Here is a 17,600-nt window from a genome sequence, read left to right on the forward strand (position 1 = left end):
AACAGAAATTCCAATGCCCGCGCGCGCACGTATTCTTTTACTCGCTCTCTCAATGATTTGAGTAAAAGTCACCGGTGCGGCGCAGCGGACACACCTGCGTCTGCCGCAGCGCAGCAGAAAGGCTGTGACAAATCCCGCTCCCCGTCGAAATCGGCATTTGCCTCGCCTGCCGCTACCGGTAGAGTGCGGCCACCAAGGAGAAAGCCATGTCCGACCAGACCATCGCCGCCCGCCTGCTCAACGTCATGGAACAGGACATCCTGCCGATGACCGAACGCGGCGTCGCTGCCGGCAACAAGGTGTTCGGCGCTGCGATCCTGCGCAAGTCCGACCTCTCGCTCGTCATCGCCGAGACCAATAACGAGCTTGAAAATCCGCTGTGGCATGGCGAGGTGCACACGCTGAAGCGCTTGTACGAACTGGGCGAGAAGCCAGCCACCAAGGATCTCATCTTTCTGTCGACGCACGAACCCTGCACCATGTGCATGTCGGCGATCACCTGGGCCGGGTTCGACAATTTCTACTATTTCTTCAGCCACGAGGATTCGCGCGACGCCTTCGCCATTCCTCACGACCTGAAGATCCTGAAGGAGGTTTTCGGTCTGGAACCGGGTGGCTACAGGCGCAGCAATGCATTCTGGAACAGCTTTGCCATTGCCGATCTCGTCGAGACCGAAGAAGAGCATTTGAAGGCCGAACTGAAAACACAGACTGCGCGCATCAAGGCGCGGTACGATGCGCTCTCGGAAAGCTACCAAGCGTCGAAGAGCGACAACGATATTCCACTGAACTGAGTGACCATGGAAGCCTCAAAAGACATTTCGCGCCTGATCGAGATCATGGCCGCGCTGCGCAATCCGGCAACCGGCTGCCCCTGGGACATCGTCCAAACGTTCGAGACGATAAAGCCCTACACGATCGAGGAGGCCTATGAAGTCTCCGACGCAATCGAGCGCAATGACATGGACGACCTCTGCGAGGAGTTGGGCGACCTGCTGCTGCAGGTCGTGTTTCATGCGCGCATGGCCGAGGAAGCGGGAGAATTTTCCTTTGGCGACGTCGTTGAGGCAATCACCCGCAAGATGATCCGCCGCCATCCGCATGTCTTCGCCCATTCTGATGCCGACACGCCCGATGCGGTGAAGAAGCAGTGGGACGACATCAAGCAGGCAGAAAAGCGCGAGCGCGCCGAACGGCGAGCCAAGCGCGGCGTCAGCGAGGATTTCAAGGCGGGGTTCCTCGGATCGGTCCAGCGGAGCTTCCCTGCCCTGACAGAGGCGCTGAAGCTGCAGGAACGCGCTGCAAAGGTGGGCTTCGATTGGTCAGCGCCCGAACCGATCCTCGACAAAATCGAGGAGGAAATCGGCGAGTTGCGTGTCGCCTTAGCGGAAGGCGATCAAGCAAGGGTCAGTGATGAGCTCGGCGACCTCATCTTCGCCGTGGTCAATATCGGCAGGCATGTAAAGGCTGACCCGGAAGATTCCTTGCGCGGAACGAATACAAAATTTCGTAGACGTTTCAGTCATATCGAAGCCGTTCTTGACGCGGAAGGCGAAACTTTGGACGCGGCGAGTCTGGAGCGGATGGAAGAAATCTGGCAGGCGGCGAAGGCTATCGAGCGGCAACTGGGCTGAGCCGACATCCTTACCTTGCGTGAGGCCCAGTCCGGGCATAATGCAAAGCCCGCTGCAGGGAGCTCTAGCGTTCCCAATCCTCTTTCGCGACTTTCGGCCCGTTGCCCAGGCGGCGCTCCAGTTCGACCGCTTCGGTTTCCGAGAGACGTACATCGAGCGTGATCGACCCATCCTCGTTGTCCTCGCGGTTATCGACGATCGCATGATCGTAGAGCCAAGGCAGCAGCGCCAACTTGTCGACAGGCAAGCGCACAGTCGCTTCGGTCAGCACGCCTGACAGTCTGCGGCTGATCTCTCCCATCAGCGTATCGATACCCTCGCCGCTGATTGCGGATAGGGCGACGACGTTCTCGGCACCACTCGCCTTCTGGACAATGGCATCGTGTGCTTCCGGCTCAAGGCGATCGATCTTGTTCCAGACTTCGATGATGCGCTTGTCGCCCTCTTCCTCGTCGATGCCGAGGTCCTTCAGGATGCGGAGCACGTCGGCACTCTGCGCCTGATTGTCGACGTCGGACATATCGCGGACATGAAGGATCAAGTCGGCTTCCAGCACTTCTTCCAGCGTAGCGCGGAAAGCGGCGACGAGGTGGGTCGGAAGGTCCGAGATGAAACCGACGGTGTCGGAGAGGATCACCGTGCGGCCATGTGGCAACTTCATTCGGCGCAGCGTCGGATCGAGCGTTGCGAACAGCATATCTTCGGCCAGCACGCCTGCCCCGGTGATCCGGTTGAACAGTGTCGACTTGCCGGCGTTGGTATAGCCGACGAGCGCCACGATCGGATGCGGCACCTTCTTGCGCTTGGCGCGATGCAGCTGGCGGGTGCGGACCACCTGTTCCAGCTCACGCTCGAGCTTGACGATGCGGTCCTGCAGCAAGCGACGGTCGGCTTCGATCTGGGTTTCACCAGGACCACCCATGAAGCCGCCACCGCCGCGCTGACGCTCAAGGTGGGTCCAGCTGCGAACCAGACGGCCCTTCTGATAGTTCAGATGAGCTAGATCGACCTGCAGCGTGCCTTCCTTGGTGGAAGCACGACGGCCGAAGATCTCGAGGATGAGGCCGGTGCGGTCGATGACCTTGGCGTTCCATTCCTTCTCGAGATTGCGCTGCTGTACCGGTGTCAGCGGATGGTCGACGATCACGAGACCGGAATCATTCGCATCCAACGTCGCCTTGATCTCTTCGATCTTGCCCGTGCCCATCAATGTTGCGGGTCGCGGATCGCTGACGGTGACGATCGTGCCATTCACCACATCGAGGTCGATCGCCTGCGCAAGACCGGTCGCCTCTTCCAGGCGGCTCTCGGGCGTGCGGGTGACCACAGGCGCAGCATCGCCCGCACTGCGTCCGGCGCGCCCCTGCTTGAGCACGGGCACGACGACGGTCGCGCGCATATCATCCCGGTGCTTGGCTGCTTCCGGGATGATCGAATCGTTTTTGGTATCGCGTGTCGAGATAATTGCAGGTCCCGTTAGGAAGCAGCTTCTTCGCTTTCGAACATCTGCATCGGCTGGCCGGGCATGATGGTCGAGATTGCGTGTTTATACACGAGTTGCGAATGGCCGTCACGGCGAAGCAGAACGCAAAAATTGTCGAACGAGGTGACAACTCCGGTCAGCTTCACGCCATTGATCAAGAAGATTGTCAGTGAAATCTTTTGTTTGCGTACAGTATTGAGAAATAAGTCCTGCAGATTCTGAGAACGTTCCGCCATCGCGCCGCTTCTTTCTTTATTGCCGGCTTCATTCCGCCGGTGAAATACTAATCAACCTCGCCTGCAGGCAGCCGACAACCCTCATCCCATCTGCCCAGAAAGTCTTGGTATCAAATCGCAATCTTTTCCGCAACGTCGAAAAAGGCCTCCCTAATTTTCTGGGAGACGCTGCCTGGATGGCCATTTGCGATCGGCTGGCCATCGATCGACACAACCGGAAAGCAGATGCTCGTGGCCGCCGTGATGAACACCTCACGCGCCGCAAGCATCTCCGCGACCGAGAATTTCCGCTCCTCGATCTTCAGGCCCAGCTTGGCGCCGACATCGATCAGCGTCGTGCGGGTAATGCCGCGCAGAATGCCGTGTTCAGCCGGACGCGTAATGAGAGTGCCGTCGCGATCGACGATCCAGACATTGGTCGCAGCTCCCTCTTTCACCATGCCATCGGCGTCCACAAAGATCGCCTCCTGCGCACCGGCTTCCTTCGCGTGCTGGCGCGCCATGGCGTTCGGCAAGAGACCGACGGACTTGATATCGACACGGTCCCAGCGATTGTCGGGCACGGTGATCGCCTTGATGCCTGTCGCGTTCTTCCTCGCGATGATCGAAGGATCGGTGCTCTTGGCGGTGATGACCAGCGAGGGCAGCGTTCCTTCTGCGGGAAACACATGATCGCGCCGTGCAACCCCACGGGTGATTTGCAGGTAAAAGAGACCGTTGCGGACGCGATTGCGCCGCAGCGTTTCGCGAATGACACGGGTCAGCGCGTTGCGGCTCATTGGCCAGGCAATACGCAACTCACCAAGCGATCGGTCCAGCCTGTTCAGATGGCGTGTAAGATCAACGATATAGCCATGCCTGATTTCACAGACTTCATAGACGCCATCCGCGAACTGATAGCCTCTATCCTCGATATGGACCATTGCATTCGAGTGCGTGACATAGCGGCCGTTCACATAGGCTATTCTGGGCATGGTGAACCTGTGCGGGAGTTATAGCAGAGAGAATTAGGACGGCGCCGCAGCGCCGCCCGTGTCTCAGACGCCGAGCGACTTCAACTTGCGGTGAAGCGCCGAGCGCTCCATGCCGACAAACTCCGCGGTGCGCGAGATATTGCCGCCAAAGCGATTGATCTGCGCGATCAGGTAGTCCTTCTCGAACATCTCTCGTGCCTCGCGAAGCGGCAGCGTCATGATGTGATAGTCGTTCTTGGCCGAAACCTTTGGCAACATGTCGCCAAGGTCAGTCGGCAGCATCTCGGCAGTGATCGGCGCATCCGGACCGTCGGAACGGGCAAGGATCATCAGCCGCTCGATGTTGTTGCGCAGTTGGCGGATATTGCCCGGCCAATCATGGGCCTGTAGCACGGCCATCGCGTCGTCGCCAATGCGGCGGGGACGGATGCCGGCCTGTTCGGAAATCTGCCGCATCAGCTGATCGACCAGGAACGGAATGTCTTCGCGCCGTTCGGCGAGTGCCGGTACGCGCACGGGCACCACGGCAAGGCGATGATAGAGATCTTCGCGGAACCAACCCTCGGCGATGCGGGTCTCGAGATTGTAGGCCGTCGACGAGATGATGCGCACATCGACCTTCACCCGCTTGGAGCCCCCCACGCGCTCGAACTGCTGATCGACAAGAACGCGGAGGATCTTGTTCTGCGTCTCGCGCGGCATTTCGCCGACTTCGTCGAGGTAGAGAATGCCACGGTGTGCCTCTTCCAGTGCGCCGATCTTGCGCGCCTGGCCAGGCGACCCTTCCGTACCGAACAGCGCAATCTCCATGCGATCAGGCGTGATATTGGCGGCATTCAGTGCCACGAAGGGACCATTCGCGCGCGTCGACTTCTTGTGGATCATACGGGCCACAAGCTCCTTGCCGGAACCTGACGAACCAAAGATCATGATGCGGCTGTTGGTCGGCGATACCTTCTCGATCGTCTGGCGGAGCTGCGAGACGGCAACGGAGGTACCGATAAGTTCGACCGGATCGCCAGCCTTGCGCTTGAGTTCGGATACTTCGCGCTTCAGCTTCGAATTCTCTAGCGCGCGCTCCGCGATCAGGATCAGTCGATCGGCCTTAAATGGCTTTTCGATGAAGTCGAACGCGCCCCGCTTGATGGCGGAAACAGCCGTCTCGATGTTGCCGTGACCCGAGATCATGACGACAGGGATGTCCGGGTGGCGCGTCTTGATCTCGTCCAGAAGCGACAGACCGTCGAGCTTGCTGCCCTGCATCCAGATGTCGAGGAAGATCAGCCGCGGCGCACGATCGGAGATCGCAGCCAGCGCACTGTCGCTGTCATGTGCCGTACGGGTCTCATGTCCTTCGTCAGACAGGATACCGGAGACGATCTCGCGGATGTCGTGCTCGTCGTCGACGACCAGAATATCAGAGGCCATAAACACTTTCCTTGTCACTTGCGGCCGGAGCAGAAGGCGCAGTTTCCAGACGTGGCAGATGCACGCGGATCATGGCCCCTCTTCCCTGGTCGAAATCAGCGGGCGCATCATGCAATTCGAGCTGCCCACCATGTTCCTCAATAATCTTCTTTACGATCGCCAGGCCAAGTCCGGTGCCCTTCTCGCGCATCGTCGTATAGGGTTCCAGAATGCTGTGGCGGTTTTCGACCGGCAGGCCGCGACCGTTGTCGATCACATCGACGGTGAAGCGATCCCGCGCCGGATCGAGCGAGGCACGAACGAGGATCTTGCGCTCGTCGCGCTCTCCGCTCGGCACGGCTTCAATCGCCTCCACGGAATTCTTGATCAGATTGCCGAATGCCTGACCGAGCATGCGGCTGTCGAACAGCCCTTCCAGCGGCTGGTCGCCCAGTTCCTGCTGGAAGCTCACGTGGCTGTTGCCCATCTCGCGCAGGAACACCGCATCATGCAGGATCTTGCGGAGATCGCTCGGCTCCTTGATCGGCTTCGGCATCCGGGCAAACGACGAGAACTCATCCACCATGCGGCCAATGTCACCCACTTGCCGGATGATGGTCTCGGTGCACTGGTCGAAGACGCTGCGGTCATCCTGGTTGATCTGTTTGCCGTAGCGGCGCTGAATGCGTTCTGCCGACAACTGAATCGGCGTCAACGGATTCTTGATTTCATGAGCGATGCGGCGGGCGACGTCGCCCCATGCCGTCGAGCGCTGTGCGATAACGAGGTCGGTGATGTCGTCGAGCGTGATGACATAGGATTCGCTCATGTCGCGTACTTCCTCGCGCGTCACCTGGACGCTCAGCGTCCGCACGGTGCCAGCTCGCACGAGGGCAATCTGCTTGCGGAAATCGCCGCGATAGCGGGAGGCGGCTTCCGTCAGGACCTGGTCGACTTCGGGCGCGATCTCGGAGAGTTGCTTGCCGAGCATGTCCGACGCAGGCAATGCCATAAGCGCTTCTGCGGAACTGTTGACGATGGTGACCCTGCGATCGTGCTCGACACCGATGACCGCGGCGGTCACACCGGATAGAACCGCTTCAATGAAACGACGGCGGTCGTCCACCTCATCCTTGGCCTCCAGGATCTCGTCGCGCTGCGTGCGAATTTCCGAGATCATCTTGTTGAAGGTCCGCGAGAGGTTGGCAACATCGCCGTCCACGGAATGGACAGGCACGACAATATCCATGTTGCCGGAGGCCACGCTGTCCGCCGCCGTAATCAGCAGACGGATCGGACGCACGATACGGTCAGCCACGGCAATTGCCGTCCAGATGGCGGCCAGCAAAACGATAAGGGCAAAGCCGATGTAGAGAACCGCGAAGGCGATCTGCAGCGAGAAACGCCCTGCCTCCATGGATTTGTATTCTGTGGCGTTCTCCTCCATGAGACGCATTGCGCCCATGACCTTGGGATCGACCGCGCGGACCGTGTAGAGGAACGCGCCGTCAATCGCATCGAGCTTGATGATGGCGCCCACCAGGTTGGTTATGCCCGGCGGAATCAAGGTCGGCTGGCCGGCCGCGGCCTTGTTCAACGCATCCTGGGGAATTGCCGGCAACGGCTTCTCGGTCTTGATATCAGCCTGGGTGATCACCGAGCCGTCAGACTGGACAAGGAAAGCACCGAGCAGCCCGCGGCCCCGCGCCTGCCGCGTCATCAAATCGGAAAAGCCGGTGCGATCGAGATTGAATAGAGCCCTGTTGCGCTCGAGGTCATTCGCCATCGAGACAGTCTGGCCCTGCAGGTAGCTCGCATTCTCCATCATGTAGGCCTGCCCGATGTTTCGGGAGGAACTGACGATCGATTGCGTGCGGAGCGCAAACCACCGGTCGAGGCCGGCATTCAGCGTAATACTGGCGAAAATCGCAACAAGGATCGCCGGGGTGATCGCGACGATTGAGAAGAGCACAACGATGCGGATATGAAGGCGCGCCGCCGCTCGCCCGCGTTTCCGCGCCTTGAGCAGGCGGGAGACCTCGCGTGCGATGAGGGCCATCAGACCCAACACGAAAAACGAGTTCACGACAACCGAGGTGACAACGACATGGTAAGTCGGCGCGATCGGGGTCAGCCCGAGCAGAACGAAGAGCGTCAGCGTGGCACAGAGAAGCGCACCACCGGCAAGGATCAGGCCCGGCAGCGCAAACAGGGCACGGCGATCGGTCACGGCCGTGACAGCTTCGCCTTCCGCCGCAGGCGGCATTGCATCCTGTTCCATTCGCTTATTTCTCCTGGCAGCAGGCAATCGCCTCCGCCGCTCCCGCGGACCAGGGCGGAAGCCGCCAGCCTGCCTCCGCAACGCAACGGCAAGTGCCGCTGCTCTCTTAGACAGCTCCGAAAACCCGAACCCCATGCGTGACTTCTAAGCAACGCATTGTGGCGAAAATGCAACGTCGCCAGTCACATTGTCAAGCAGTGCGGGAGCTTCTGTACACCGATACGCCAAGCTCTCTGATCTTCTTGCGCAGCGTATTGCGGTTCAACCCCAAAAGGTCAGCCGCCTTGATCTGGTTGCCGCGCGTCGCCGTCAGCGCGGCTAGAATCAGCGGATACTCCATTTCCGTCAATACACGATCGTAAAGCCCGGGTGGCGGCAGGCCGTCGCCGAAACCGGCGAAGTATGTCCGCATGTTTTCTTCGACAGCCTGGGCGATAGTCATGTTGCCGTTACGGATCGGCCCCTTGTCGATCGGGCTGTCCGGCACATCAGACCGAAGCTCGGCTTCGATGATTTCGCGGGTGATCACATCCTGTGGATAAAGTGCCATCAACCGGCGAATGAGGTTCTCGAGCTCGCGCACGTTGCCCGGCCAGGCGTAGGCTTTCATCAGATCGAGCGCCTCCTGATCGAAGCGCTTGGAGCCAAGGCCTTCCTTTTCCGCCTGCTGGACGAAGTGGCGCACAAGATCCGGGATATCCTCCGCACGATCACGCAACGGCGGCAGACGCAGCGGAACGACGTTTAGACGATAGTAGAGATCCTCGCGGAAAAGTCCCTGATTGATCGCCTGCTTCAGATCCTTGTTGGTCGCCGCGACGATCCGAACGTCGGTGCGGATCGGTGTGCGGCCGCCGACAGTGGTGTACTCGCCTTGCTGCAGGACGCGCAGGAGGCGCGTCTGGGCATCCATCGGCATATCACCAATTTCGTCGAGGAAAAGCGTGCCGCCTTCGGCCTGCTCGAAGCGACCGGTCGAACGCGTCTGGGCGCCGGTGAACGCACCCTTCTCGTGGCCGAAGAGCTCGGATTCGATCAGATCGCGCGGGATCGCCGCCATGTTGATCGCGACAAACGGCCCGTTGCGGCGCTTGCCGTAGTCATGGAGCGCCCGCGCCACCAGTTCCTTGCCGGTACCGGACTCGCCGGTGATCATCAGCGTCAGATCGGTCTGCATCAGGCGCGCAAGGACGCGATAGATTTCCTGCATCGCGGCCGAACGGCCGACAAGCGGCATTCCGTCCTGCATGTCCTCGTCAAGCTTGGCTGGCCTGCGCTTCGGCTCGGCCAGCGCACGGCCGATGATGCCGATCAGTTCCGTCAAGTCGAATGGTTTTGGCAGGTAATCGTAGGCGCCCTTTTCGGAAGCCTTGATCGCCGTCATGAAGGTGTTCTGGGCGCTCATGACAAGCACGGGGAGATCCGGGCGGGCCTTCTTGATGCGCGGCAGGAGATCGAACGCATTTTCATCCGGCATCACGACATCGGTTACGACAAGATCGCCCTCGCCTGCCGACACCCAACGCCAGAGCGTGGCGGCGTTGGAGGTAATTCGCACGTCATAGCCGGCGCGGCTCAGAGCCTGATTAAGCACGGTACGAATTGCCGCATCATCATCCGCGACGAGGATCGTTGCTGTCATCGAGTAGGTCCTGTGGGAGTTATGGTCGTTGCGTCGTCCACCGATGCGTCCTTGGAGGCCGGCATCAAGACGCGGAATGTCGTGCGGTTGGTCTGGCTGTCGCATTCAATAATGCCGCCGTGGTCCCCAATAATCTTAGCGACGAGCGCGAGGCCAAGGCCGCTGCCGTTCGTCTTGGTCGTAATGAACGGATCAAACAGATGCGGCAGAAGGTCCGCCGGCACGCCCGGACCGTTGTCCTGAACACAAAATTCCAGCGGCAGCGAAATCTTTTCGCGCGTGCCGGCGACCGACAGACGAATGCCGGAGCGGTAAGCCGTCGTCAAAACGATCTCGCCATCCGGGCGATCGCCGACGGCTTCGGCGGCATTCTTTACGAGATTGAGGAACACCTGAACAAGCTGATCGCGGTTCGCGTAGACCGACGGCAACGACGGGTCGTAGTTCTCGGTGATCCGGAGGTGCCGCGCAAATCCCGCCTTCGCCACGGCCTTCACGTGATCGAGAACGGAGTGGATATTGACCGGCATCCGATCAACGGGGCGTTCGTCCGAGAAGACTTCCATGCGGTCCACGAGCGAGACGATGCGGTCCGTTTCGTCGCAGATCAGCCGCGTCAATGCGCGGTCGTCGTCGACGACCGATTGCTCTAGCAGCTGCGCTGCACCGCGAATACCGGAAAGCGGATTCTTGATCTCATGCGCCAGCATGGAGGCAAGCCCCGTGACCGAGCGGGCCGCCGCACGATGCGTCAGCTGCCGGTCGATCTTGTCCGCCATCGACCGCTCTTGGAACACGATCACGACGGAGCCTGGATCGCTGACGACAGGGGCAACATACAAGTCGACAAGCTTGTCCTGTCCGAGGCGCGGCGAGCTCAAGTCGACGCGATACTCGTTGATCGGTGCTCGCCGTTCACGAACCTGGTCGATCAAGGCCAGCAGCGGACTGCCAAATGGGATAAAGGTCGAGATCTTGTACCGCGCGAGGTGGGCTGCGCTGGCACCGAAGAAGGCTTCCGCTTCCCAATTTGCGAAGGCGACGAGGCCAGCCTCGTTGACCATCACGACCGGATTCTGGATCGCGTTGAGCACAGCGATCGCAACTGCGCTAACGCCGTTGTCGATCGACGATGGCACGTCATTCGTCATGCAGCCTCCCGCGTCTGCGTGTTCGATGCCGCAGCCATAAATGCATTATAAAACCTTGCAGCTACGTCGTCGGGCTCCCGCGCCGTCATGATCGCGGCCTTTTCCTGCGCTGCAAGACCAGGCGCAAAACGGTCGAGATACCAGCCAAGGTGCTTCCTTGCATGGCGAACGGCGACTGCCTCACCGTAAAATTCGAGCATCATTCTGTAGTGCTCGGTCGCAATGTCGGGGACTTCCCACACTTCGGGCGCCGGTTGCCCAGCCAATACGCCGGCGTGCCACGGCCTGCCCTGGCAGCCCCTACCGATCATGACGGCATCGGCTCCCGAGCGACGCAGAATCTCATGTGCATCCTCGACGGTTTCGACATCGCCGTTTGCAACCAAGGGCACGGTAATGGCATCGCGAACCGCGCGGATCGCATCCCAGTCTGCCCGACCCTCGTAAAACTGCATGCGCGTGCGGCCATGGATCGTAATAAGCTGAACGCCAGCCTGTTCGGCGCGGCACGCGATCTCGGGCGCGTTGATCGAATTCTCGTCCCAACCGAGCCGCATCTTCAGGGTCACGGGAACGCTGACGGCCTTGACTGTCGCCTCGATGAGGCTGAGGGCGTGATCGGGATCGCGCATCAAGGCGGAGCCGGAGTAACCGCCAATCACTTTCTTGGCGGGGCATCCCATGTTGAGATCGATGATGTCGGCGCCATGGTCGGCAGCGATCTTCGCGGCCTCCGCCATCCAATGGGCTTCACGGCCAGCGAGCTGAACCATGTGGGGCTCAAACCCCGCGCTTTCGAGGCGTGCCCATGATTCGGCAGTGCTGTTGACCAGTTCGCGGCTTGCTACCATTTCGGTGACCACAAGCCCTGCGCCATGACGCCACGCCAGTTGCCGGAACGGCATGTCCGTCACGCCAGACATAGGCGCCAGCACAACACGGTTCCTGACTTCCACAGGTCCAATCCGCAAAGGTGATGCGAGGTCGAAGCTCAACAATTGATTATCTTTCAGGCACGCGAAATGCGTGCACTATTTTTAGACAGGTTTGAATGGCTTGCCAAGAGGGCAGTGCGCGAATTGACATTTTTCGAGCAAATGCTGGAATTCGATGCGCCAAGCCGCTAAGCACCGGTGTAAAAATCGCGCTTTGAGGATTTATGCCGCAAATGCATCAAAAGCAACCAGCAATAGGTATCGTCGTCGTCGCGGCCGGCCGCGGCGAACGCGCGGGCGCCTCCGAAGAGGGACCGAAGCAGTATCGGGCGATTGGCGGCAGGCCTGTTATCACTCACACACTGGAGAAGTTCGCCAGCTGGGAGCTTGCACGCCACATCGTCGTGGTCATTCACCCCGACGACGAGGCGCTGTTTGCTAAAGCTGCCGGGCAGGTCCAGTCCGGCACGCCGATCGATGCGGCTCACGGCGGCGCTACGCGCCAACAATCCGTCTTAGCGGGACTACGCCATTTGCGCGGCAAGAATATCTCGCATGTTCTGATCCACGACGCAGTGCGGCCCTTCTTCGATCATGCGCTTCTCGATCGCATCGCTGGCCTGCTCTCGGAGGGCGTGCCGGCAATTCTCCCCGCCATGCCCGTCGCCGACACACTGAAGCGAGCAGATCATGATGGAACGGTCCTCGACACCGTTTCCCGCGATCATCTCTACGCAGCGCAAACGCCGCAGTCTTTCGCCTTCGAGCCCATCCTTGCCGCCCACGAAAAGGCGGTTGTGGCAAATCTCACCGATTTCACCGACGACGCCGCCATTGCCGAATGGGCCGGTATTCCGGTGCGGATCGTCGAGGGTCTGGCGGACAATGGAAAACTGACGGTCAAACGGGACATCGCAATGGCAGACAGCAGACTTTCAGTACAGGCGCTCCCCGATGTGCGCACCGGCAACGGCTACGACGTCCATCAGCTCGAGCCGGGCGACGGCGTAACGCTCTGCGGCGTCTTCATACCGCATGACCAGAAGCTCAAGGGTCACTCCGACGCGGACGTAGCGCTCCACGCGTTGACTGACGCACTGCTTGCGACCTGTGGAGCGGGCGACATCGGCGATCATTTTCCGCCATCTGATCCGCAGTGGAAGGGCGCGCCGTCGCGCATCTTCATCGAACATGCGGCAAAGATCGTGCGCGAGCGTGGCGGCGCCATCATGAACGCCGACGTGTCGCTGATCGCCGAAGCACCGAAAGTCGGGCCGCATCGCGACGAGATGCGCGCCAATCTGTCCGAGTTCCTGGGCATCTCGATCGACCGCTGCTCAGTCAAGGCGACGACCAACGAGAAGATCGGCTTTGTCGGCCGGCGCGAGGGCATCGCCGCGATCGCCACGGCAACCGTCGTCTATCGGAGCACATGAGATGAGCACCTTCCCGAACGACATCATCGTGCAAGCAGAAGCGATCATTCGCGATTTCACGGCAGCTGGGCTGATGGTTTCGACCGCGGAATCCTGCACCGGCGGACTGGTCGCTGGCGCGCTCACGGAAATCTCAGGATCGTCCTCTGTCGTGGACAGAGGCTTCGTCACCTACACCAATACCGCCAAAATGGAGATGCTTGGCGTGCAGGAGGAAACGCTGATCCGCTTCGGCGCGGTCTCCGAGGAGACGGCGCGGCAGATGGTGCACGGCGCCCTCTTCCGCTCCCGCGCCGCCATTGCCGTCGCTGTGACGGGCGTTGCCGGGCCAGGCGGCGGATCGGTGGAGAAGCCGGTCGGCCTCGTCCACCTCGCGGCCAAGTCGCGCTCTGGCGGGCTTATTCATCGGAAGATGCTCTACGGCGACATCGGTCGCGGTGAGGTGCGGCTTGCGACGGTCAGGACCGCGCTTGGTATGATCCAGGAATTGGCTCAGCCGTAAATCTTCGTCGCCCGCGTTTCGAAGGCTTCCGAGAACATGCGGAAGGCGCGATCGAACATCGACCCCATGACCGCCCCCAGGATGCGGCTCTTGAACTCGTAGTCGATGAAGAAGTGGATGTTGGAGCCTGTTGCCGTCTCCTCGAAACGCCAGCGGTTGTCGAGATAGCGGAATGGTCCATCAATATACTTGACCTCGATGAGGCGCTCGGCCCGGTTCAACAGCACCTGCGTCGTGAAGGTTTCGCGGATCGCCTTGTAACCGACGGTCATATCGGCGATCAGCAGAACCTTGCCGTCACGCTCCTTGCGGCTGCGAATGCTCAGCGCCTCGCAGAGCGGAAGAAACTGAGGATAATGCTCGACGTCGGCGACGAGATCGAACATCTGATCGGCGGAATGCGGGACGGAGTGATGCGTTTCGAACTGAGGCATGATCGGCAGTTAAGTAGGAGCGCCGAGAAGATCAAGAAGGTGGTTCACCTCCCGCCGGCTTTTCAGCTGAAAAACCGGAACATTCGGGCCATGCTTGTCGAGCGCAGCAATCACCAGGGGCGCGAACCGCTTCTCGAACGTCCAGATGTAAGTGAGAAACTCCCGATCCGGCACTCGCTCCAGGCATCCGGGCGCCATGTCTGGCCGAGTCCTTCCGAGATGGAGGAACGCGCGTTTGCAGATTCCCCACAGACAAAGCCAGCGCGGCATACGTACCCAGACGACCAGTTCCGTGCGGGCGACACGAATATCGAACGTGGATGGGCCGGTTCCGTCCATGAGCCACCGTTCGCCGGCGACGACGTTACCGATCAGATGGCGCTCTTCCTCTTTCGGGCGCTTGACCCAGCCCGGCAGCCAGAAGAACTCTTTATCCATGGAAAAATAAGGAAGATCGAGCTTGCTGCTGAGTTTTAGCGACAAGGTGCTCTTGCCGCCGCCGGAGCAGCCGATGACCATGATGCGCTCGGACTGGCGCAGCAGTGCGGCAACCTTGCGCATATCGTCGATATAAGCCGGCATTCTCGTCGCCTCCGCAAACAAAAAGCCGCGGGAAGATCGCCGCCGCTTTTGAAAAATGCAAGCGATCGTTGATTATTCCGCTGCGATCAGCAGCTTTTTCTCGCGTGCGGCCTTCAGGCGTGCGAAGTCGTCGCCGGCATGGTGCGACGAACGCGTCAGCGGGCTCGAAGCCACCATCAGGAAGCCCTTGGTATAGGCGACCGTCTCGTAGGACTTGAATTCGTCAGGCGTAACAAAGCTCATCACCGCGTGGTGCTTGCGGGTTGGCTGCAGGTACTGGCCGATGGTCAGGAAGTCGACCTCTGCGGTCCGCAAGTCGTCCATCAGCTGCAGCACTTCGTTTCGTTCCTCGCCGAGACCGACCATGATGCCCGATTTGGTGAACATGGTGGGGTCCAGTTCCTTCACGCGCTGCAGCAGGCGGATGGAGTGGAAGTAACGAGCTCCCGGACGAACCGTCAGGTAGTTGCCGGCAACCGTTTCCATGTTGTGATTGAAGACGTCGGGCTTTGCGGCAACGACGCGCTCCAGGGCACCGGGCTTCTTCAGGAAGTCGGGCGTCAGGATTTCGATGGTCGTCGTCGGCGAGGCAACACGGATCGCCCAGATCACCTTCTCGAAATGCTCGGCGCCGCCGTCTTCGAGATCATCGCGGTCGACCGAAGTGATGACGACGTGGGAGAGCCCCATCTCCTTCACCGCCTTGGCGACATTCTCCGGCTCGGCCATGTCAAGCGCATTCGGCTTGCCGGTCGCAACGTTGCAGAAGGCGCAAGCGCGGGTACAGATCTCGCCCATGATCATGAAGGTCGCGTGCTTCTTGTCCCAGCACTCGCCGATATTGGGGCAACCAGCCTCTTCGCAGACGGTGACGAGCTTGTGCTCCTTCACGATCGAGCGCGTCTCTGCGTATCCCTTGGAGGTTGGCGCCTTGACGCGGATCCAATCCGGCTTGCGCAGGACCTCCTGGTCAGGTCGATGGGCCTTTTCGGGATGCCGCACACGCTTGGAATCAGGATTGATCGTATCGAGAATGGTTACCATGGCAGTTCAAATCTCCGCCGCTCCATGCGGCAAAAGCCCTATCTATCGGCGGACGAGCCGCGCGACGAATATCAGCAAGCAGGCACCAAGAAAACCCGTGACGAAGTAACCGAGCCTGCCGCCGGCCACCTCTATATGAAATTGCGCCAGAATCGCGGTTGCGACCACCGAGCCGACGATGCCGAGCACGATATTGAGCAATACTCCGTAGCGAACCTCCATCAGCTTGCCCGCGAGCCAACCCGCAAAGCCGCCGATGATGATCGCTGCGATCCAGCCTACGCCTTCCATCCTGCCCTCGCCTCTTTACGATATCGCCCTTGCGATCAGAACCACGATGATGGCGCCGACACACCATAAACATGATGATCGACTTTTGCTTTTTCCACCTTCGACAATAGGGAAGAAACGATCAAGCGTTCAGGACACGACCATAAGCATCCAGAACCGCTTCCTTCATCGTTTCGGAAACCGTCGGATGCGGGAAGATCGTGTGCATCAGTTCCTCTTCCGTGGTCTCTAGGTTCATTGCGACGACAAAGCCCTGGATGAGCTCGGTGACCTCCGCGCCAACCATGTGGGCGCCGAGCAGCTCGCCGGTCTTCCTGTCGAAGATGACCTTGCAGAGACCCTGATCTTCGCCAAGCGCGATCGCCTTGCCGTTGGCGGCAAAGGAGAAGCGACCGACACGGATGTCGCGGCCCAATTCCTTGGTCTTGGCTTCCGTGAGACCGACGGAGGCAACCTGCGGGTTGCAGTAGGTGCAGCCCGGGACCTTGCCCTTGTCGGTCGCATGAACGTTCGGCAGGCCGGCGATCTTCTCGACGCAGACGACGCCTTCGTGCTCCGCCTTGTGAGCGAGCATCGGCGGGCCGGCGACGTCACCGATCGCGTAAATGCCAGGAACGTTGGTCTTGCCGTAACCGTCGATGACGACGCAGCCGCGATCCGTCTTGACGCCGACAGCCTCAAGGCCGAGGTTTTCGATGTTGCCCTGCACGCCGACAGCCGAAATCATGCGATCCGCCGTGATCTGCTGTATCTTGCCATCCGACGTCTCGACATGCGCGGTGATGCTGTTGGCGGATTTTTCGACCTTCGCGACCTTTGCGCTCGTGAAGATCTTCATGCCGCGCTTTTCCATCTGCTTGCGGGCGATCGCAGTAACTTCCGCATCCTCGACCGGCATGATGGTAGGCAAGACTTCGACCACCGTCACGTCCACGCCCATCGACAGATAGAAGCTTGCGAATTCGATGCCGATCGCGCCCGAGCCCATGACGATCAACGACTTCGGCAGTACATCCGGCTTCAGCGCTTCGAAGTAGGTCCAGATCAGCTTACCGTCCGGCTCGATGCCCGGCAGGGCGCGGGGACGCGCACCTGTTGCAACGATGATGTGCTTGGCGGTGTAAGTGCCCTCGCCCTTGACGCCCTTCGGCACGGGATGCTGTGGCTCGACGACCGGCTTCGACGACTTGCCGACGACGATCTCACCCGGCTTGGTGATCTTGGCCTCGCCCCAGATCACGTCGACCTTGTTCTTCTTCATCAGGAAGCCGACGCCTCCGTTGAGGCGTGCGGAGACGGCGCGCGAGCGGGCAACGACCGCCTTCACGTCGGCGCTGACCTTGCCTTCCAGCACGAGACCGTAGTCCTTCAGGTGGTTGGAATGGTCGAGAATTTCGGCCGAGCGGAGCAGAGCCTTGGTTGGAATGCAGCCCCAGTTCAGGCAAATGCCGCCCAGATGCTCGCGTTCGACGATCGCGGTCTTGAGACCGAGCTGGGTGGCGCGCACAGCGGCGACATAGCCCCCGGGTCCGGAGCCGATGATGATGACGTCGTAGTTCTCAGCCATG

The 17,600-nt window shown here is 60.2% G+C and carries 17 protein-coding genes; 4 read left to right on the forward strand and 13 right to left on the reverse strand.

All coding sequences use genetic code 11. The features are described 5' to 3' along the window. Positions 1-206: 206 nt before the first annotated feature. Both IB248_RS27755 and mazG read left to right on the forward strand, forming a co-directional pair. On the forward strand, positions 207-794 hold the full coding sequence (locus IB248_RS27755) for a nucleoside deaminase (RefSeq protein WP_018858788.1): 588 nt from the start codon (positions 207-209) through the stop codon (positions 792-794). Between the two features lie 6 nt (positions 795-800). Next, positions 801-1,634 carry a nucleoside triphosphate pyrophosphohydrolase gene (gene mazG, locus IB248_RS27760; RefSeq protein WP_192241954.1) on the forward strand — a complete coding sequence of 278 codons (834 nt, stop codon included), beginning with the start codon at positions 801-803 and terminating at the stop codon, positions 1,632-1,634. A 64-nt stretch (positions 1,635-1,698) separates the two neighbouring features. Here the strand turns inward: mazG and hflX are convergent, their stop codons facing one another. The 8 genes from hflX to dusB all read right to left on the reverse strand — a co-directional run bounded on the left by hflX (position 1,699) and on the right by dusB (position 11,821). After that, a complete protein-coding gene (hflX, locus tag IB248_RS27765) occupies positions 1,699-3,033 on the reverse strand; it encodes a GTPase HflX (RefSeq protein ID WP_169683870.1) in 1,335 nt (444 codons plus the stop codon). 77 nt (positions 3,034-3,110) lie between these two features. Next, positions 3,111-3,353, reverse strand: coding sequence for an RNA chaperone Hfq (gene hfq, locus IB248_RS27770; protein WP_003539403.1), 243 nt, complete (start codon positions 3,351-3,353; stop codon positions 3,111-3,113). Positions 3,354-3,463: 110 nt separating this feature from the next. Further along, positions 3,464-4,327 carry a D-amino-acid transaminase gene (locus IB248_RS27775; RefSeq protein ID WP_025659011.1) on the reverse strand — a complete coding sequence of 288 codons (864 nt, stop codon included), beginning with the start codon at positions 4,325-4,327 and terminating at the stop codon, positions 3,464-3,466. 63 nt (positions 4,328-4,390) lie between these two features. Next, positions 4,391-5,755, reverse strand: a complete 1,365-nt coding sequence (locus IB248_RS27780) for a sigma-54 dependent transcriptional regulator (protein WP_062375417.1) — start codon at positions 5,753-5,755, stop codon at positions 4,391-4,393. Continuing rightward, positions 5,745-8,015: a PAS domain-containing sensor histidine kinase gene (locus IB248_RS27785; RefSeq protein ID WP_018858793.1), complete on the reverse strand. Its 2,271-nt coding sequence runs from the start codon at positions 8,013-8,015 to the stop codon at positions 5,745-5,747. Before IB248_RS27785 ends, IB248_RS27780 begins: the two co-directional genes overlap by 11 nt. 190 nt (positions 8,016-8,205) lie before the next feature. Continuing rightward, entirely contained in the window at positions 8,206-9,657 is a 1,452-nt protein-coding gene (gene ntrC, locus IB248_RS27790; RefSeq protein WP_018858794.1) for a nitrogen regulation protein NR(I), read from the reverse strand. Then, entirely contained in the window at positions 9,654-10,808 is a 1,155-nt protein-coding gene (locus tag IB248_RS27795; RefSeq protein ID WP_169683867.1) for a nitrogen regulation protein NR(II), read from the reverse strand. The genes ntrC and IB248_RS27795 overlap by 4 nt, the downstream gene beginning before the upstream one ends. Next, positions 10,805-11,821 (reverse strand): tRNA dihydrouridine synthase DusB, encoded by a 1,017-nt coding sequence (dusB, locus tag IB248_RS27800; RefSeq protein WP_192241965.1) that lies wholly within the window; start codon positions 11,819-11,821, stop codon positions 10,805-10,807. The genes IB248_RS27795 and dusB overlap by 4 nt, the downstream gene beginning before the upstream one ends. A 146-nt stretch (positions 11,822-11,967) precedes the next feature. Between dusB and IB248_RS27805 the strand changes: the two genes are divergently transcribed. Next, positions 11,968-13,179, forward strand: a complete 1,212-nt coding sequence (locus IB248_RS27805; protein ID WP_192241955.1) for a bifunctional 2-C-methyl-D-erythritol 4-phosphate cytidylyltransferase/2-C-methyl-D-erythritol 2,4-cyclodiphosphate synthase — start codon at positions 11,968-11,970, stop codon at positions 13,177-13,179. 1 nt (position 13,180) lies between these two features. Further along, a complete protein-coding gene (locus IB248_RS27810; protein WP_169683865.1) occupies positions 13,181-13,681 on the forward strand; it encodes a CinA family protein in 501 nt (166 codons plus the stop codon). On the opposite strand, the gene IB248_RS27815 is transcribed toward IB248_RS27810, so the two are convergent. The 5 genes from IB248_RS27815 to lpdA all read right to left on the reverse strand — a co-directional run bounded on the left by IB248_RS27815 (position 13,672) and on the right by lpdA (position 17,599). Then, positions 13,672-14,115 carry a type II toxin-antitoxin system RatA family toxin gene (locus tag IB248_RS27815; protein ID WP_007790436.1) on the reverse strand — a complete coding sequence of 148 codons (444 nt, stop codon included), beginning with the start codon at positions 14,113-14,115 and terminating at the stop codon, positions 13,672-13,674. The two genes, IB248_RS27810 and IB248_RS27815, sit on opposite strands and share 10 nt — an antisense overlap. Before the next feature lie 9 nt (positions 14,116-14,124). Next, positions 14,125-14,697: an ATPase AAA gene (locus IB248_RS27820; protein WP_026371999.1), complete on the reverse strand. Its 573-nt coding sequence runs from the start codon at positions 14,695-14,697 to the stop codon at positions 14,125-14,127. A 72-nt stretch (positions 14,698-14,769) separates the two neighbouring features. After that, positions 14,770-15,741 (reverse strand): lipoyl synthase, encoded by a 972-nt coding sequence (lipA, locus tag IB248_RS27825; RefSeq protein ID WP_192241956.1) that lies wholly within the window; start codon positions 15,739-15,741, stop codon positions 14,770-14,772. A 42-nt stretch (positions 15,742-15,783) separates the two neighbouring features. Continuing rightward, the gene (locus IB248_RS27830; protein WP_018858801.1) at positions 15,784-16,032 is read right to left on the reverse strand and encodes a GlsB/YeaQ/YmgE family stress response membrane protein; all 249 of its coding nucleotides are present in this window, start codon (positions 16,030-16,032) and stop codon (positions 15,784-15,786) included. Between the two features lie 121 nt (positions 16,033-16,153). Beyond that, entirely contained in the window at positions 16,154-17,599 is a 1,446-nt protein-coding gene (gene lpdA, locus IB248_RS27835) for a dihydrolipoyl dehydrogenase (protein WP_018858802.1), read from the reverse strand. Between the last annotated feature and the right edge of the window lies 1 nt (position 17,600).

The organism is Rhizobium sp. RHZ01 (assembly GCF_014851595.1).
Classification (GTDB): Bacteria; Pseudomonadota; Alphaproteobacteria; order Rhizobiales; family Rhizobiaceae; genus Rhizobium; species Rhizobium altiplani.

What these genes read in the sequence shown, in the direction of transcription:
- IB248_RS27755 (WP_018858788.1), top strand. Translation starts at nt 207, where the DNA reads ATGTCCGACCAGACCATCGCCGCCCGCCTGCTCAACGTCATGGAACAG.
- mazG (WP_192241954.1), top strand. Translation starts at nt 801, where the DNA reads ATGGAAGCCTCAAAAGACATTTCGCGCCTGATCGAGATCATGGCCGCG.
- hflX (WP_169683870.1), bottom strand. Translation starts at nt 3,033, where the DNA reads ATGCGCGCGACCGTCGTCGTGCCCGTGCTCAAGCAGGGGCGCGCCGGA.
- hfq (WP_003539403.1), bottom strand. Translation starts at nt 3,353, where the DNA reads ATGGCGGAACGTTCTCAGAATCTGCAGGACTTATTTCTCAATACTGTA.
- IB248_RS27775 (WP_025659011.1), bottom strand. Translation starts at nt 4,327, where the DNA reads ATGCCCAGAATAGCCTATGTGAACGGCCGCTATGTCACGCACTCGAAT.
- IB248_RS27780 (WP_062375417.1), bottom strand. Translation starts at nt 5,755, where the DNA reads ATGGCCTCTGATATTCTGGTCGTCGACGACGAGCACGACATCCGCGAG.
- IB248_RS27785 (WP_018858793.1), bottom strand. Translation starts at nt 8,015, where the DNA reads ATGGAACAGGATGCAATGCCGCCTGCGGCGGAAGGCGAAGCTGTCACG.
- ntrC (WP_018858794.1), bottom strand. Translation starts at nt 9,657, where the DNA reads ATGACAGCAACGATCCTCGTCGCGGATGATGATGCGGCAATTCGTACC.
- IB248_RS27795 (WP_169683867.1), bottom strand. Translation starts at nt 10,808, where the DNA reads ATGACGAATGACGTGCCATCGTCGATCGACAACGGCGTTAGCGCAGTT.
- IB248_RS27805 (WP_192241955.1), top strand. Translation starts at nt 11,968, where the DNA reads ATGCCGCAAATGCATCAAAAGCAACCAGCAATAGGTATCGTCGTCGTC.
- IB248_RS27810 (WP_169683865.1), top strand. Translation starts at nt 13,181, where the DNA reads ATGAGCACCTTCCCGAACGACATCATCGTGCAAGCAGAAGCGATCATT.
- IB248_RS27815 (WP_007790436.1), bottom strand. Translation starts at nt 14,115, where the DNA reads ATGCCTCAGTTCGAAACGCATCACTCCGTCCCGCATTCCGCCGATCAG.
- IB248_RS27820 (WP_026371999.1), bottom strand. Translation starts at nt 14,697, where the DNA reads ATGCCGGCTTATATCGACGATATGCGCAAGGTTGCCGCACTGCTGCGC.
- lipA (WP_192241956.1), bottom strand. Translation starts at nt 15,741, where the DNA reads ATGGTAACCATTCTCGATACGATCAATCCTGATTCCAAGCGTGTGCGG.
- IB248_RS27830 (WP_018858801.1), bottom strand. Translation starts at nt 16,032, where the DNA reads ATGGAAGGCGTAGGCTGGATCGCAGCGATCATCATCGGCGGCTTTGCG.
- lpdA (WP_018858802.1), bottom strand. Translation starts at nt 17,599, where the DNA reads ATGGCTGAGAACTACGACGTCATCATCATCGGCTCCGGACCCGGGGGC.